The organism is Niveispirillum sp. FG148 (genome assembly GCF_057809655.1).
On sequence record NZ_JBMDKJ010000003.1, the window covers coordinates 232,937 to 249,329 of the forward strand.

The 16,393-nt window shown below is 62.9% G+C and carries 10 protein-coding genes and 1 tRNA gene; 5 read left to right on the plus strand and 6 right to left on the minus strand.

Annotated features, from left to right (window positions below; all coding sequences use genetic code 11):
• The first annotated feature begins 159 nt into the window (after nucleotides 1-159).
• Nucleotides 160-1,182, plus strand: coding sequence for a polyprenyl synthetase family protein (locus ACODTW_RS04650; RefSeq protein ID WP_488944755.1), 1,023 nt, complete (start codon nucleotides 160-162; stop codon nucleotides 1,180-1,182).
• 74 nt (nucleotides 1,183-1,256) lie between these two features.
• Here the strand turns inward: ACODTW_RS04650 and ACODTW_RS04655 are convergent, their stop codons facing one another.
• Nucleotides 1,257-1,799 (minus strand): YybH family protein, encoded by a 543-nt coding sequence (locus ACODTW_RS04655; RefSeq protein ID WP_488944756.1) that lies wholly within the window; start codon nucleotides 1,797-1,799, stop codon nucleotides 1,257-1,259.
• Between the two features lie 72 nt (nucleotides 1,800-1,871).
• Here ACODTW_RS04655 and ACODTW_RS04660 point away from each other — a divergent pair, with 72 nt between their 5' ends.
• The 4 genes from ACODTW_RS04660 to ACODTW_RS04675 all read left to right on the plus strand — a co-directional run bounded on the left by ACODTW_RS04660 (nucleotide 1,872) and on the right by ACODTW_RS04675 (nucleotide 7,577).
• Nucleotides 1,872-2,732, plus strand: coding sequence for a LytTR family DNA-binding domain-containing protein (locus ACODTW_RS04660; protein ID WP_488944758.1), 861 nt, complete (start codon nucleotides 1,872-1,874; stop codon nucleotides 2,730-2,732).
• Between the two features lie 143 nt (nucleotides 2,733-2,875).
• Nucleotides 2,876-2,952, plus strand: a tRNA-Pro gene (locus ACODTW_RS04665).
• Between the two features lie 232 nt (nucleotides 2,953-3,184).
• The gene (locus ACODTW_RS04670; protein WP_488944759.1) at nucleotides 3,185-6,040 is read left to right on the plus strand and encodes an MrcB family domain-containing protein; all 2,856 of its coding nucleotides are present in this window, start codon (nucleotides 3,185-3,187) and stop codon (nucleotides 6,038-6,040) included.
• Nucleotides 6,018-7,577 carry a DUF2357 domain-containing protein gene (locus ACODTW_RS04675; RefSeq protein WP_488944760.1) on the plus strand — a complete coding sequence of 520 codons (1,560 nt, stop codon included), beginning with the start codon at nucleotides 6,018-6,020 and terminating at the stop codon, nucleotides 7,575-7,577. The genes ACODTW_RS04670 and ACODTW_RS04675 overlap by 23 nt, the downstream gene beginning before the upstream one ends.
• Here ACODTW_RS04675 and ACODTW_RS04680 read toward each other — a convergent pair.
• The 5 genes from ACODTW_RS04680 to hsdR are packed head-to-tail and all read right to left on the minus strand — an operon-like array spanning nucleotide 7,562 to nucleotide 16,253.
• A complete protein-coding gene (locus ACODTW_RS04680) occupies nucleotides 7,562-8,500 on the minus strand; it encodes a DUF5655 domain-containing protein (RefSeq protein ID WP_488944761.1) in 939 nt (312 codons plus the stop codon). The two genes, ACODTW_RS04675 and ACODTW_RS04680, sit on opposite strands and share 16 nt — an antisense overlap.
• Entirely contained in the window at nucleotides 8,497-9,804 is a 1,308-nt protein-coding gene (locus ACODTW_RS04685) for a pentapeptide repeat-containing protein (RefSeq protein WP_488944763.1), read from the minus strand. Before ACODTW_RS04685 ends, ACODTW_RS04680 begins: the two co-directional genes overlap by 4 nt.
• Nucleotides 9,794-11,290 carry a restriction endonuclease subunit S gene (locus tag ACODTW_RS04690; RefSeq protein WP_488944764.1) on the minus strand — a complete coding sequence of 499 codons (1,497 nt, stop codon included), beginning with the start codon at nucleotides 11,288-11,290 and terminating at the stop codon, nucleotides 9,794-9,796. Before ACODTW_RS04690 ends, ACODTW_RS04685 begins: the two co-directional genes overlap by 11 nt.
• Nucleotides 11,287-12,735 (minus strand): class I SAM-dependent DNA methyltransferase, encoded by a 1,449-nt coding sequence (locus tag ACODTW_RS04695; RefSeq protein WP_488944765.1) that lies wholly within the window; start codon nucleotides 12,733-12,735, stop codon nucleotides 11,287-11,289. The genes ACODTW_RS04690 and ACODTW_RS04695 overlap by 4 nt, the downstream gene beginning before the upstream one ends.
• A complete protein-coding gene (gene hsdR, locus ACODTW_RS04700) occupies nucleotides 12,732-16,253 on the minus strand; it encodes a type I restriction-modification system endonuclease (RefSeq protein WP_488944766.1) in 3,522 nt (1,173 codons plus the stop codon). The genes ACODTW_RS04695 and hsdR overlap by 4 nt, the downstream gene beginning before the upstream one ends.
• Nucleotides 16,254-16,393 lie beyond the last annotated feature (140 nt).

The window sequence follows — 16,393 nt, forward strand, 5'->3', positions numbered from 1 at the left end:
CATCCAAAGTCCTGACAGGCCAGAGTTTCAAGGCGGACATGCCGCATATGGACGCGCGCGGGCCTTGACCCCGCGTCCTTCCCCGCTATGCTCCCCCGCAATCCAGGGCTCGTCAACCGGGCTTGCATATACCTGTCTTTCGCTATGGAGCCTCGACCCGTGGCCACCGTGACCAGTCTTGATCCGAAGCGGCGGAAGCCGGGTGCGAACGCGTTGGACAATCTTGTGGCGCTGGTCGCCAAGGATCTGGAAGACGTCAACCAGATCATTATCGAGCGGATGCATTCGCCGGTGGCGCTGATCCCGCAGCTGGCGGGATATCTGATCGCCAGCGGCGGCAAGCGGTTGCGGCCCGTGCTGACCCTGGCCGCCGCGCAGATGTGCGGCTATCAGGGGGAGCTTCACAAGCCGCTGGCGGCCTGCGTGGAATTCATCCACACTGCCACCCTGCTGCATGATGACGTGGTTGACGAAAGCGACCTGCGCCGCGGCCAGGCCAGCGCCAACGCCGTGTTCGGCAACAAATCCTCCGTCCTGGTCGGCGACTTCCTGTTCTCCCGCGCCTTTCAGGTGATGGTCGAGGCAGGGTCGCTGGACGTGCTGCGCATCCTGGCCAATGCCTCGGCCGTGATTTCCGAAGGCGAAGTGCTTCAGCTCACCACCTCCAACGACACGGAGACAAGCGAGGAAGCCTATCTGGAAGTCATCAAGTCCAAGACGGCCGAACTGTTCGCCGCCGCCTGCCGCATCGGCGCCGTCGTGGCCGGCCGACCAACGGCGGAGGAAGACGCCCTGCGCTCCTACGGCATGAACCTGGGCATTGCCTTCCAGCTGGTCGATGATGTGCTGGATTATTCGGCCGCCCAGGCGCGGCTGGGCAAGACCATCGGCGACGATTTCCGCGAAGGCAAGATCACGCTGCCGATCGTGCTGGCCTTCCGCCGCGGCGATGACGAGGAACGGGCCTTCTGGCGCCGGACCATGGAGGATCTGGACCAGGGCGACGCCGACCTGGAAAAGGCCATCGCCCTGATGAACAAGCACAATGCCCTGCGCGACAGCGTGGAACGGGCCCGCCACTATGCGTCGGTCGCCCGCGATGCGCTGGGCCTGTTCCCGGCCAGCCCGATCAAGCGCGCCCTGCTGGACGTGCTGGAATTCGTGGTCGACCGCGATTATTGATCGCCGCCTCTACGGGCAGATATGAACAGGGCCGGGATGGGGCTGCCATCCCGGCCCTTTTGTTTGTGCCCCCCTCAACCCTGCGGACGCGCGGGCAGAGCGGGTGTCAGCGGGATGGCCCGCACCGCGACAAGTTCCCAGCCGCCGCCACGGCGCACAGCCACGGAGTTGGTGCGGAATCGGCGCATGCTGGTCCAGCTTCCATCCGCCTGCTGCTGGTCCACCGAGACGTCGCCGTCGGTCAGCACCAGATCGGGCGTCAGCGCCTGGAAATGCGTGATGTGGGTGACATGCCGGAAACCCGGCGGACGCCGGGCAAAGGCCTGGGCGAAATAATCCCGCATGGCGGCCCGCCCGACCAGCGGTGCGTCTCCTCCCAGGCGCAACATCCCATCCTGGGCATAGATGGTGGCCATCCCGTCCGTATCCTTGTCGTTCCAGACCTGATCGGAACGCTCCGCAACGGCCAGCAGGGCCGCCTGATCGGCTGGCGACACCGACAGGCCCGCTGAAGCCTTTATGGTGGTGGTCGTCCGGATGTCCTGCGCCAGGGCGCCCCCGGCCGACAGGGTGGCAAGGATCAGAAGGACCGGCAGGGTGCGCGAAAACATTGTCATGATCGGGGAACCTCTTGGCATGAAAGCGGATGTGGCGGCACCATGGCGACCGTCCAGCCTTCGGGGAAAGCCTTGTTACGCGACCGTCAGCCACCGTTCGTGAATGTCGTTCACGCGATAATTCGCCCAAAATCAGCAGGTTGGGGCCTGCCCCTGCGCAACTTGCTGCTGGTGCTGCTGATCGGGCTGCTGCTGGGCCGGGTCGGGCCCGTGGGCACCTTCTCCGACCTGTCACCGCTGGTGCGTTACCTTTATTGGGGTCTGCTGACCCCATTGATGTGGGTGCAGACGGCCCTGGCGCTGCAGTGGTTGCGCCAGGGTGCCTGGGGCTCCAGGCTGGGCTGGCCGCTGGCCCCTGCGCTGGCCGCCCTGGCGGGGGCTGTCCCGACGCTGTTCGAGGTGGCCTGGGCCGAAGGCGTAGCCCGCGTTGGCGGGGCGCTCACCCCCTGGTCGCTGCTGAAGACCTATGGCGATGTCTGCCTGTTTTCCCTGGCCCTGACGCTGCCGCTGGACCGGATCGGCGGGCTGGCGCTGCACCCGGCATCCGCGCCGGAACCGGTGCCAGACCGATCGCTGCCGCCCTTGCCGGAAAAGGCATCGCTGCCACCGGCCCCGCCCGCCAGCCCTTTCCTGGACCGCATTCCGGCCCGGCTGGGCCGCGACCTGGTGGCCCTGTCGGCGGAGGATCACTATCTGCGCATCCATACGATACTTGGCAGCGATCTGATCCTGTGCCGTCTGGGGGAAGCAGAGCAGGCCCTGGCGGGCGTACCGGGCCTGCGGGTGCACCGGTCCTGGTGGGTGGCGCTGGCCGCCGTGTGCGGGACCCGAAAGGTGGGCGATAAGCAGTTCCTGATCCTGATCAACGGCCTGGAGGTTCCGGTCAGCCGCTCCTACCTGCAGGCAGCGCGCGCAGTGGGTCTGCCTGTCTGAACCTTACCGTCCGGTGTGCGCGGCTGCCATGCGGTCACCAAAGGGTCAAAAAACAGCATCTAGTGCTTGCAACCCCCGAACGATGACGCTATACAGCCGCCCACGCAGACGACGCCCCCGGCGAAACGCTGCGGAACATGTGACGGAGTGTAGCTCAGCCTGGTAGAGCGCTGCTTTCGGGAGGCAGAGGCCGGAGGTTCGAATCCTCTCACTCCGACCATTAAAACCCCCGGTTCGACACTGTCGGACCGGGGGTTTTTGTATTTGCGCCGGGGATGGATCAGGCGTGGGAGTCAAGCTATTGCTTGATCAGCCGCTGGCCGTCCGCCCCCTTGGTTGACGACGCCGCGCGGGTGCTGTCGGGAAGAGGATGCCCCCTCTTCGTTCGCTTGAATCCCCCTCACCATACTGCGTAAAAGTTGTCATGATCCCCGGATGGCGTGAGGGCGAGCATGACAGGCATGATCCGCGATCAGTTGGCAGCGATCCTTGCAGACTATCTCCCTGCCCGGCAAAATACCCCTTTCCCCGGTGATTTCAGACGCCGGTTTGATGCACTGGAAGGGGCGATCAACACCCTGCCGGCGGTCACGGCACGGCCGGAGTTGCTGGTCCGGGCCGGCTTCGGTGTCGGGATCTGGGCGAAGGCGCCGTGGCTGGTCATTCTTCATCCGAAAGAGACCCAGTCCGCGCAGCAGGGCGTGGCGATCAGCCTGAATTTCCGTCAGGACATGGGCGGCGTCACGCTCAGCCTGAACCAGGGTGCATACCGCGATCTGGCGGAGAGAGGACGCAAGGACGCGCGTACCCTTTGGCGCATGCGCACCAAAAGGGCACGGGAACTGATCGGCGACCTGGCCTCGATCGGGTTCCGACTGGATGGGGAGATCAATCTGGGGCTTGATGATGGCCATGCGGCCTTGGACCTGAAGGACCGGACCATCGCCTGGGCGGCGTTTCCGGCGGATACCCTGCCGGATGACGAAACCTGGAACCGCCTGATCGACACCCTGATCGTCGCCTATGATCGCTGGGTCATGGACGAGAACAAAGGGCATCCGGGCCTGCTGTTCGCCGATGACGCCCTTCAGGCACTGCGGGAGACGTTCCTGTCGCACATGACAGGCTTTTTCACCTTCGCCGACACGGGTGGCACCTATCTCCAGCATGAACGGGCCTACAAGGTGGAATTGGCCCGCCTGTTTCAGACAGAAGTGCTGCCCCTGCTGACCGGGCCGCTGGAGGATGCAGCACAGGCTGAGGCCGCGATCGGCACCCTTCACGCGCTGCTGACCAAGCGCAAGGTGGGGACCCCACCGGCCATTCAGAACCTGTTGTCCTGGCGGTATACAGAGCATCTGGGACGACTGCGCGGGGCAGAGGCGCTGGAGGCCGCCCTTCTGTTCAAGGAACTGTTGACCGGTGACGGGGACAGCCCGAGCCGGGTGGAGCGGTTCAACAGCGTCTATGTCGCCATCCTGCACCGCCACATGAAATCCGGCACCCAGAGCGCCAGCCGCAGCCTGCCCACCCTGCTGCTGATGCTGGCCGATCCGGTGCGCGAGATTTTCGTACGGACCACCCTGTTCAACGACGTCGCCCACCAGTTGGGATGCCCGCGGCCCCTGAGCGGTGAGCATCTGAATGCCGGTGATTACGAGGCCTGCCTGCGCCTGGCCACGGGCATCCAAACCTGTCTAAAGGGTTGGGGATGGCAGCCGCAGGACATGATCGATGTCCAGAGCTTCATCTGGGTGGCGGCGTCGGGCACCTATCAGGAGGCGCCGATAGACGCCTTCGACGACGCCACCGACCCGCAATCCGAACGTCGCATCTTCAAGATCGCGCCGGGACGGGAAGCCCGTTTCTGGCTGGAATGCCGGGAGAAGGGCTATATCTGCATCGGCTGGGATAAGGTCGGCGACCTGCGCGCCTATGCCGCCGATGGCGAGGCCGACCTGAAGCAGGCCCTGCGCGAGGCCTATCCGGATCAGTACACGGGCGCCCCCGCCAAGCTGGCCACCGGCACCAAAAAGGCCAAGGAACTTTGGCTGTTCCGGAACCTGCAACCCGGCGACATCATCCTGGCCACCCGTGGTGCCAGCGAGATCCTGGCCATGGGGGAGGTGGTGGAGCCGGGATACAGTTTCGACCCCACGCGACCGGAATATCAGCATACCGTGGCCGTGCGCTGGAACCCGGCCTATGGCCGCGATGTCCGGGACAAGCTGCCGCCTGGCGTGCGTTCCATCTGGATGAACTGTGCCATCTGTCCCGTCGACCGGGCCATCTATACCGCCATCCTGGGCGAACGCCCCATCCCGGATGTGCTTATCCTGCCGGACGATATTGACGGCACAGAGCCGGAGCTGGCCGGGGATTTCTACCTGGAGCCGCCCTTCCCCGACACGGTATCTGCCATCACCGCCCGTGGCCTGAAACTGCCGGAACGGTTGCTGCGCCGCTATCATGTGGCGCTGAAGACGCGGGGCTTCGTCATCCTGGCCGGCGTGTCGGGAACGGGCAAGACCTGGCTGGCCCAAGCCTATGCCCAGGCGGTGGCGGCGGAATATCTGGTGGTGCCGGTGGCCCCCAACTGGACCAGCCGGGAGGATCTGCTGGGCTATGTCAGCCCGACCAGCGGGGAGTATCAGCATACCGATTTCAGCCGCTTCCTGATCCGGGCGGCCCGGGCGCATGATCAGGCCGAGGACAAGACATCCGCCCGCCCCTTCCATGTCATCCTGGACGAGATGAATCTGGCGCGGGCAGAACATTACTTTGCCGATTTCCTGTCGGTGCTGGAACTGCGCAACCGGCATGGTCAGGCCAGCCTTACACTGGGTGAGACCCCGGTCGGCCTGTTCCGCAATCTGGTCTTCATCGGCACCGTGAACATGGACGAGACGACCCACGGCTTCGCCCACAAAATCTATGACCGCGCCCAGGTCATCGAGGTGACGCTGGACCGGCCGACATTGGCCGCCCATGTCGCCGGGCGGGCCTATGCCGATATCCTGCTGGACCTGTGGGATGCGCTGGGTTCTGTCGCACCGTTTGCCATGCGCACCGCCGATGATATCGCGGCCTATATGGAGGGGGCCACGGCCCTGGGCGCGGGGTGGGATGAGGCGTTTGACGAGGCCATGCTGCAAAAGCTGCTGCCCCGCATCCGGGGCTTCGATCCCGACCTGGGGGAGGTGTTGCAGAAGCTGTCGGCCCTGACACAACACATGTTCCCGTTGAGCCACGCCAAGATCGAGCAGATGAAGAAGGGGCTGCGCGATGGTGCCGTCTCCTTCTTCTGACCTGTCATTCCTGGACCTGAAGGGCCAGCAACGGGGCGTAGAGGAATGGACACGCCTATTGCTGCGCCTGCCCTGTGCCTCGGATGACTGGCACCGTGTCAGCCTGACGGTAAACGGGATGGAGCGGCCGGCGCAGCTTCGCCGCTTCGGCCAGATCAGTTCTGTGGTGTGCGACTGGCCGCCCAGTGCCGCCGGCACCTATCAGATCATCGTCACCGGCTTGAGCCAAGGTACGGTGACGCACCGGCTGTTCGTGCCGCCGGCCAAGCTGTCAACGGCGGAACTGTCGGCCCTGCTGACCGATCTGGATCAGCGCCTGCCCCACGCGCTGGTGGCCAGCCTGCGACAGGGTGGCGCCCTGGCGGGGTTGCATGGGCAGCAGCCATCAAACCCGACCGGTGCAGAGGCGGAGCTGGAGCGGCTGTGCGCCATCGCGGACGGCGACCGGGGCCTTGCCGCCCTGTTGCGCCGCATCGCCCGTGATCCGCACCGCCGGTTGCAGGAGGTGCTGTGGGATGTGCCTACGGCGAGGGCGCGGCGGATCGGCCCGCGACAATTGCGCGAGGCGCTGTATCGCGACCGGCATGTCGATGATGACGGGGTTCCCCTGCGCATCCGCGACCGGCGGGTGGAGCCCACCTGTGATGTGCCGGAAAACCGCCTGCTGCGGCATCTGCATGACATGGTCGGGCGGCGACTGGCCTGTCTAGCCCTGATCCTGCGCGATGATGGAAATGGCCGATGCGCGCAGGTGATGGCGCGCCTGAAAGCGGCCCGACAGACGGCGCGGTTCCTGGACGAGGTGGGACCCCTGCCCCACCCGCCCACCCAGCCCAGCCAGGTGATGATCCACCGGCCGGATTATGCACGGGTTCTGTCGCTGTGGCGGCAATTGACGGAGGGGCTGACCGTCCGGCTGGACGACGCGTCGATGACGACCGGCATGGACAGCGTGCCCGCGCTTTATGAGCTGTGGGGCAGCCTGTCGGTCATGGCGGTGGTGGTCGCAACCACGGTGGAGCGGGGCTTTCACGTCGTCCGTCAGACGCTGGTCCGCCCGGTGCCCGGCAGCCTGCTGGTGGCGCTGCCATCGGGTGAGGAAGGCGTGCTGGAACTGTCCCATGCCGATGGACGGCGGATGACGGTGACAGCACAGCGCAGCTTTGGTCCCCTTGGCGCCGTGCGCAGCGTCAGCTTCACCCAGCGGCCGGATCTGGTGGTGGAGATGGCGGTGCCGGGCGGGCGGCCCCGGCTGCTGATCTTCGATCCGAAATACAAGCTGGAGGATGGCCCCGGCACCGGCCCGCAGAAGGCGGATATCGACAAGATGCACGCCTATCGCGACGCCATCATCCATGCCGATGGCAGCCGGGCCGTCCGCCATGCCGCCATCCTTTATCCCGGCCCCGACCGTCGCTTCGGCGACGGCATATCAGCCATCGGGGCCGTACCGGGGGCAGACGGCGCCTTCACGGACCGCATCCGGCAGGTGCTGGACGCACATCTGTTCCAGGACGCCGCTCAGCCGCCCTCGTAAGCGCGCTGGATCAGGGGTTCGGCCTTGCGCAAATCATCCAGGCTGGACAGCATCACCTCCACATCGCCGGTGCCATAATGGCCGGTGCCGCGCATGTCGCGGGTGAAGCCGGGTTCCAGCGCCACGCTGTCGGGGTTCAGCTTCAGGTACAGCACTGTCGTGCCGTGACTGGGAAACGCCTCCAGACAGCAGAAATTCCGCAGGCGTTTGAAGGCGATGTAATGCATCAGCTCCTTCACCTGTACATCATCACCCAGCGCCAGCAGATGCGCCCGCGCCGCCTCATACAGATCAGCGGCGGGCGGCGACAATCTGGCGATGCGGTAGGCGATACCCTTCACCGTTCCCGCCTCTGCCGGTGGTGCCGCCGATGCGGCGGGTTCCGGCGGGCGGGTGGCGGGGGCCGTGGCTGGCGTCGCCTGCGTGGCGTTCACCAGTTCCAGCAGCAGCAGGTCGTCGCCATAATGGCGATAGCGGATCAGTTCGATGCTGCGGTTGATCTGCTTCACCGCATGTTCATCATAGCGGGTGAAGTCACCGGCAATGCACAGCAGGCGCGGGGCCGACCAGTCCACGGCCTTGGCGGCGTCGGCCCCCAGCTTCTCCATCACCAGCCACTGGAACTCCTTGCGGTGGTCCAACAGCCAGTCGAGATAGAACAGGCCCTGGTTGATGACATTCTCGTTCAGCGCCCGCTTATACTCGATGATCACCGGGCAGCCATTTTCATCCAGGCCCAGCGTGTCGATCCGCCCGCCATGCACCTTGCCCGTGCTGTATTCCGACGCCAGAAACCGCACCCCAAGCAAACCCTCCAGGTTCGCCTCGAACAGCACCTGCAAGGATTTCTCCACCTGCGCCGCCCGGGCGGACAGTTCGGCGGGGCCGGTGGGGGAGAGGCGGAAGAGTTTCAGGTCGGTCATTTTGGCGCGCCGGTTCCTTGTATGAACTCGCGATATCCTTTGGGAACACAAAGACCGGCTGGAGTTCCACCAGCCAGTTTACTTGTTGCATCTCTATACCGGGAAAGAAATTCGTCATAACTGCAGTGAACTGGATTTGGGCGACCTGAATTGACGCCGGGCGGGAACTCATTATTGCCAAACAAACATGCATTATCCAGCGCATTTTCTGGTAATTTTGCCTCTTTAAATCTGCTTTCATATATATATGAATTAGAAAAATTACCTTGATTGAACGTTGAATTCTCAAAATCAGAACATACTAGTAGCGCGCCAGAAAATAATGACTCACCGTCTAGATCATTTTCATTGTTAATTCCATTGCCAAATAAGGTATTCCTAAAACTTGATGAAAGTAATATAGATTTTTCAAATGAGACATGGTCGAATGTTGACATATTAAAGTTTGAATTCAAATGGATACCACCGGCAAAGGAAGATTTATTCATTCTACATCCTTCAAAATTTGAATATTTAAAAACAGATCCTCCAAAATCAACATTCTTAGCGTCGCACGAGAGCAGTGTAACATTCTGGAAATCAGACTGGTTAAATGTGGTGTTTTCTATAGTTATATTACGCACGGCGACATAAAAGTGCTTTGATTTTTGAAAATCAGAATCAAATATAGCCATGTGTTGATTTTCCTTTAAATCAAGCTGAATGTCAGTGCCTCCCATCAATACATCAGCGAACTGCACAATTGTGCTCTTCGATTCATCTTTTGGAACCATTGCACTGTTAAATCCCAGCCGAAGATATGATTGAAATGCTTGCTCTCGCAAAAAGGGTGAGTACTTCGGCGCGCACTTCCCATTCTCGCACTCCTTCTCAGTGAGAATCTGCGCATACTGCGTACGAAGATTCTGCTCACTAACAATGTTCTGAGAATTTATTTGGTCAAGAAGAAGAAGATTATTGTCCCTCATAAGGGACACTTGGTAGAATGTCAAAGCAACTCCAACTGCACTGACCAGAGTCGCAAGAATGGCAGGCAGTGTTAATCGATGGATGATGGCAACAGAAAGTTTGACAAGCGGCTCACGCGGCAGAGGATTTTGCAACGTGCAGCTATTGAAAAGATCCTCAACCGCACCTTTGACAGTGCTTAGCCTGCAAAATGAAGTCATAGCGGAAAGGACAAAATTCGACGCATTCTTCCAGCGTCCTTTACTCAATTCTAATTCTCTCTTAAGTCGAGCATTCTCCTCCTCTAGAGTGCTGACACGGGAGCTAATATCTTCGGGGGATGTTTCAAGTGACATGGTTGCGGCCTTTCCTCTTTACAGCAGACGCGGACTTATCAGCCCGAATACGCTCCAACAGCACCGACGCCGGTTCATCCGTCGGGTCCTGCGGCACCAGTTCACCCCGGAAGGCTTTGGCGAGGATGGATTGGGTTAGGGTGGTGTGTTGGGAGTTAACGGCCGCAATCGTGGATGCCAGTTGATCAACCCGTCGCAGTCCAGCCTTTACCAGTCTGATGATTTCGGACTGCTCCGCCAACGGTGCAAGACCGATGTGGAGCGCTCTGATCTCCGGAAAATAGATGGTTGTATGGGTCGTACCCTCGCCAAACTTCCGAATATCTTCCCCTTCCGCCATCAGGGCATACATCAGATATTCTGGCAGCAGCGCTGACGTACACGTCCATGTGGCAAAATCCTGGCTTGTTGCCATATCCCGTCCCATGATCGTCACATAGCCTACGGACGCCGTGCGCGACAGGCAGACTGTACCTGCTGGCAACAATCTGGCGGACGAGTTCGCCAAGCCCTCATCCGTCACATGCTGAAGAGTGTCAGCGATGAGCTTTCCATGGTGTGCCCCAGCGTCGCGGATTCCAATCCAAGGGATATCTCCATCCCAGTATTCTGACTTGGCTCGGGTCGGCGTATGTCCGGTTTCCTGTCGAGCAATCCGAAGAAGGGGAACCCACGCCCAGCCCTTAGGGAGTTCTGTTCCAGGATGGTTCACAGATAGAGCTGCCCGCCCAGGAACGACAGACGTCGTTGCCTCCCTACCGCCTCTTGGTTGCGGTGGGACCGGAGTACACTTCACGGTGTCTTCCGCAGAAGTAACTTGAGCATTCTTCAGTCGCCAATCCGCCGTCAAATCCCCGCGAAACGCGGCGGCGAGGAGGGATTGGCGGTAGCGGTCGAGCAGGGCGGGCAGAGTGTCCAAGGCGGCCTTGGCTTTGGCACCCTTGGCCAACAGCGCCTCTATCCGCTCCACGATCCGATGTTGTTCGGGCAGCGGTGGGAGGGGGACGCGGACCGATCTGAAACGTTCCAGACTGACTTTTTGCTGAGCAACGCCCTTTGAGCGCTCAAGTATCTGATCCTGAGCGCTACGGCTTCGCAAAGCCAAAGCCAAAAAATTGGACGAAATCAGCGATTCGTCAGGTTTAATCTTAATACAATCTGATGTGATTACCGCCCTTGGCCTGTCGCTGGGGTAAATGGAAACGTCACCCGGTGGATCGCCCATTTTTGTAACAAGAACTTCACCCGGATTGACATAATGCTGGCTTAGAGAAAAAGCCTTCTCCTCGGAAATATATTTTGTATCAGCCGACCCATAGGTCTCCCGTCGAATATCACGAACAAAAACAAGAGGAACCCCAGCCGCCATGTAGTCCTTTACTGTCAGGTTACTGCCGAAAGGACCAATCGCAAGTGAATACGGCTCTGGTGCCTTGATGTCCTCAACCGTCGCCTCACCCCACCCCGGCGGCAATTCCCAACTCATGCCCCCGCCCCCACGCTCTCCGGCTCCAGCAAAGCCGCCAGTTCTTCCATCTCCTCCAACGCGGTGCGCAGTTGGTCGATGATCTCGGCGGCCAGGGTTTCGGGTGGGGGCAGGTCTTCGCTGCTGCTGCCTTCGTCGCGCAGCCAGGTGATGTCCAGATTGTCGCCGCGGGCCGCGATCTGGTCGCGGGTGAAGGGGCGGAAGCGGCCGCCCTCCCCCTGGTCCTGGCGGGGGGATCGGCCGTGCGGGTCGGGGCCATAGGCGGCTTCGAAATCGGCGAAATGGCTGCGGGCCAGGGGGCGGGTCTTGCCGAACGGCGGCTGACCCGTGCGCATGTCATGGATCCAGGTGGTGACGGTATTGCTCCGGTCGCTGCGGCCACGGGTGAAGAACAGCACGTTGGTCTTCACCCCCTGGGCATAGAAAATGCCCGTGGGCAGGCGCAGGATGGTGTGCAGGTCGCATTTTTCCATCAGGTCGCGGCGCACATCGCGGCCCACCCCATCCTCAAACAGGACATTATCGGGCAGGACCACGGCGGCGCGGCCCCCCGGTTTCAGCCCGCGATAAATATGCTGTAGAAAGCATAGCTGCTTGTTGCTGGTGGGGAAGGTCAGGTCGTCACGGCTGGGCAGGCCCCCGCCCTTCTTGGTGCCAAAGGGCGGGTTGGTCAGGATCAGGTCGGCCTTTTCCAGCGCCGATCCATCGGGCGACAGGGCATCGCCCACATGCACCGGCCCCTCAATCCCATGCAGGATCAGGTTCATCAGGCCCAGGCGCTGTGCATCCTGCACCAGTTCCAACCCCTGAAAGGCGCGCACCCGCTGAAAATACTGCATGGATTCGGGCAGGGTGAACAAATCCTCCGTCTGCCCCTTGATGTAACGGTCGGCGGCGATCAGGAAGCCGCCGGTACCGGCGGCGGGGTCCTGCACCACCTCCCCCGGCTGTGGCCGCATCAGGGCCACCATGCTGTCGATCAGGCAACGCGGGGTGAAATACTGCCCGGCCCCGGACTTCTTCTCCTCTGCGTTCTTCTGCAACAACCCTTCATACAGATCACCCAGCCCCTCTGTGCGGGCGGAATACCAGTCCAGCCCGTCCAGATGATCGACCAGCGTTTTCAGGTTGGTCGGGCGTTTCAGGAAGGTCTGGGCATTGGCATAAATCTCCTGCACCCGCTCGCTGCCCTCCGCGCCCAGGCGGATCAGCATCTGGCGGTAGAAGGTCAGTTGCTCCGTCCCCGTCTGCCGCTTCAGGTCCGCCCAGCGTAGGCCGGGCGGAAGGTTGGGCGCGTGCTTGCCCTCCTCCGCCCCCGTCTCCTCCGCCATTTTCAGGAACAGCAGATAGGTGAGTTCGGTCACATATTGGTGATAGGTGATGCCGTCGTCACGCAGGACATTGCACAGGTTCCAGAGCTTGGAGACGATGTCGAGGGTGGTCATGACGCCTGAGTCCAAATGCGGTCAGTGAATGATTGCATCGTGCGCTCCAACTCTCCCCCGAACACTCGATCCAGCCGCGCAAAGCCGCCCCCGGTGGCCTTGAACTGTCCGCTGTCCAGGCTGTCGCGGTCTACCACCACTTCCCGCTTCATTTGAAGCGCTATCCGTTCCAGCCATTGCCGCTGTACCGGTGTCCACGCCCGCTCCGACAGGATCGCCGCCAAGGCCCGGTCCACGCGCGCCTCATAGGGGATCAGCGGGTCGCCCAGGGCTGCCTGGCGGATATAGCCGATGATGCCGGCGGCAACATCGACATGGCGGGCGTCGCGGAAGGCGGCGCGCAGGTCAGCTTCCTTGAAGCCCTTTTCTTCCAGCAGCAGCCTGATCTCCCGCAACTGCGCGCGGGTCAGGTCGCGCGGGCGTTGGGCGATGATGGTAAGGGCGGGGATGGTGTTGATCTGGTTCTTCAGGAAAGTCTCAAAGGCCGACAGGTAATCCTCCGGCCGGGTGAAGCCGGGGCCATAGCCCTGGGCCGTGCCCAGATAGGTGTCGGCATGGTCCGATACGGGCAGGCGCACGGGCCCCATCTCCCCCGCCCGGTCCAGCCAGTCAATCAATGGGGTCAGGTTGGTGAGCATGCCCGCCGCCTCCACCGGGGTGGCATGGCGCAGGCGGGTGACCAGATCGGTGGGGGACAGACCGCCGGCCAGATGGCTGAACCGTTCGGCCCGCGCATCGTCGCGCTGATAACGGTGGCGGTGGCGCTGCATCTTGGCCACGATCTGGTCCAGCAGATAGCGGGCCTTTTCCGCCCGGTGGGCGGCGTCGGGGTCCGCAGCCGGATCGGCGCTGTCGCCGGAGGTGGGGCCGGACGGCGGACCGCTATCATAGCCATCGGCTTCTTCCGCCATGCCCCCCTGTTCCGGGGTTGCGGGCGGGGCCAGGCCCACGGTTTCGGTCAGTTCCTCCAGCAACTGCCCGAATCGGATGGCCGGGTTGGCCACCACGGGCCTGACCGCGCTGACCGCCTGCATCTGGGCATAGATGCCGACGGCATCGAAGATGCGGTATTCGATCTTGCCAATCTCCGGGCATAGCCGCGTGGCGCGACCGATCATCTGTTCATAGAGGATGCGGCTGGACACGCGGCGCACAAAGACCAGATTCACAATCTCCGGCACGTCGATGCCCGTGGTCAGCAGGTCGACCGTCACCACAATGCTGGGCAGCCGTTCATTCTTGAAGGCGCGGATACGCTGGCTGGGCCGGTCCACGGCCCCCGTGATCTTCTCCACCGCCGCTTCCTCCAGCGCGCCATAACGGGCGCGCATCGCGATGCGGATTTCATCGACCAGGATGTCGGCATGCTGGTCCGTCACCGCAAAGACCAGCGTCTTGCCGGGCAGGGCCGGGTCGATATGCTCGGCAATGCCCTCCGCCACGGCGGCGTTATAGGGCCGGGTGATGACCTGGCGGTTGAACTGCTCCACCTCAAAATCCAGGTCATCGGGCAGTTCATGATCGGTCAGGGTGCCCGCCACCCGGTCGAACAGGGGGATCATCTCCCCGGCCTGCCAATGGATGCCGCCGGCACGCAACTGGGTCAGCAGCTGCTGCGGTGGGGCATGGTCAACCAGCCAGCCGTCGATCACCGCCTCCTCCAGCCCATAGCGGAAGACCGGCGCCCCGAAGATTTCCGTGGTGTGCAGGGCCGGCGTGGCCGTCAGGCCGATGCGCACGGCATCGAAACGATCCAGAACGGCCTTGTATTTGGAGCGGTAGTCATTCTCGTTGCGGAATGACAGTTCATCCGCCGTCGCCTCCCGGTCCAGCAGATAGCCGCGATGGCATTCATCGACGATGATGCAGTCATACTGGTCCACAGGCGGCGGGCTGGTGCCATCGGGGGCGAACATGATCCGCTTCACCATGGCCTGCACGGTGGCGATATGCACCTTGGTGCTGGCGTCGGGCACGGTGTCGCCGATGGCCTTGACCTCAAAGATATCGGCGAAGGGCTGCATCTGCACGATGCGGGTATCGCGGAAGGCGCCTTCGGCCTGCTCCCCCAGGGCGGTTCGGTCCACCAGGAACAGGATGCGGCGGAAGCGGTTGGCGGCCAGCAACCGGTACAGCATGGCAATGCAGGTCTTGGTCTTGCCGGTGCCGGTGGCCATGGCGACCAGCAGGCTGCGCCGTCCCGTCGCCAAGTTGCGCTCCACCGCCTGGATGGCCCGCACCTGATAATCGCGCAGGCCGAAATTATAGGTGAAGCCCTGTCGCGCCAGATCATCCTGTGCCGCCGCCACATCCATGGACAGCAGGTCCAGCAGGCCAGCGGGGCTGTACCAGCCCTCCAGCGGGCGGGCCGCATTCTCCGCCCGCCGCACATCACGGAACCAGATGCCGCTGGCCGTGCGCAGCTGTGGCAGATAGGAGCGGCCATTGGTGGCGAACAGGAACGGGATATGGTGCCCGTCCCAGGGGCCGCCGGGGGCCGGCACCTCCTCGCCCTGGACCCGGAAATGGCCGCTGTAGCGCGCGGCCTGGACCAGGGCGCCGGGCACGTCGGACGCGCGGCGCTTGGCCTCCACCACGGCCAGCGGCGTCAATCCTGCGAACAGCACATAATCGGCGGGGCCGTCCGGGGTGGGCCATTCGGCGATGGCGCGATGGGTGCCGCGCGCTGGTCGGGCACCGGCGGCATGGGTCAGGCTGGCGCTGTCCACCTCCCACCCCGCGTCTGCCAATTGCGCATCGATCAGCTTGCGCGTCTCGAACTCGTCCAGCGACAATTCGCGGGCCGCCATCTCTGCCGCCTCGGCAAGGGGCACGGCATCGGCGGGCGGCGGGGCCGCCTGCATCGCCTGTGCCTGCTCCAATGCTGCCTGTCGACCGGCCTCCAGTTCCGCTGCCAGGACGGCCAGCTGCGCACGCTCCGCCTCTGCCGCCTGGGCCCGTTCCTCGGCACTCAGCCGGGCCTGGGCGGCGGCCTCCGCCTCGGCTTGGGCCTTTTCCACCGCACTACGGCTGGCCGTCACGTCTGCCCGCAACCGCTCCAATTCGCGCTGCAAGGCGGCGGTTTCAGCGCGGGGGTCGGCCGGCGGGACGAAGGGGCCGGGTTGGAACGTGCGATCGCCCAGGGAACGGTGGAACCAGGCCGCCAGTTGATGCGCGATCTTCAGATGAGCCAGCGCCTGCTGATGGTCGCCATCCAGGGCATGAACGGCGGCGTTACCGGCGCGACGCAACTGGTGAAACAGGTCCGCCACCGGGCGCGGCAGCACACCGCGATCCTGCAACCGCCGCAACCGTTCCAGCTGCGGCTCCTCCGGCGTGCCCAGGATGCGGGCGCGGGCGGCCAGCAGATGGGCCATCAGCTCGCCGAACTGTCGCAGCTTGACCAGCGTCGTGGAAGGATCCTCCACGAAGTTCCGCTCCGCCACCGCGCCCAAACGCACCAGCTGCGCCGAATGCACAGCCAGGAAGGCGAAATTGGGGGAGTGGGGAACAGTCAAGGCGGCAGAGACCAGAGGCTGCTGGTTGGGCAGCGATGATGCAGCAAGTGCCAAAGGGCGTGCAACGGCGCTTGCATCGTACCGAAAAATTGTGGATGGAGCATCACCCCCGTCCAATAGCAACCAAAAGAGGATAGGGA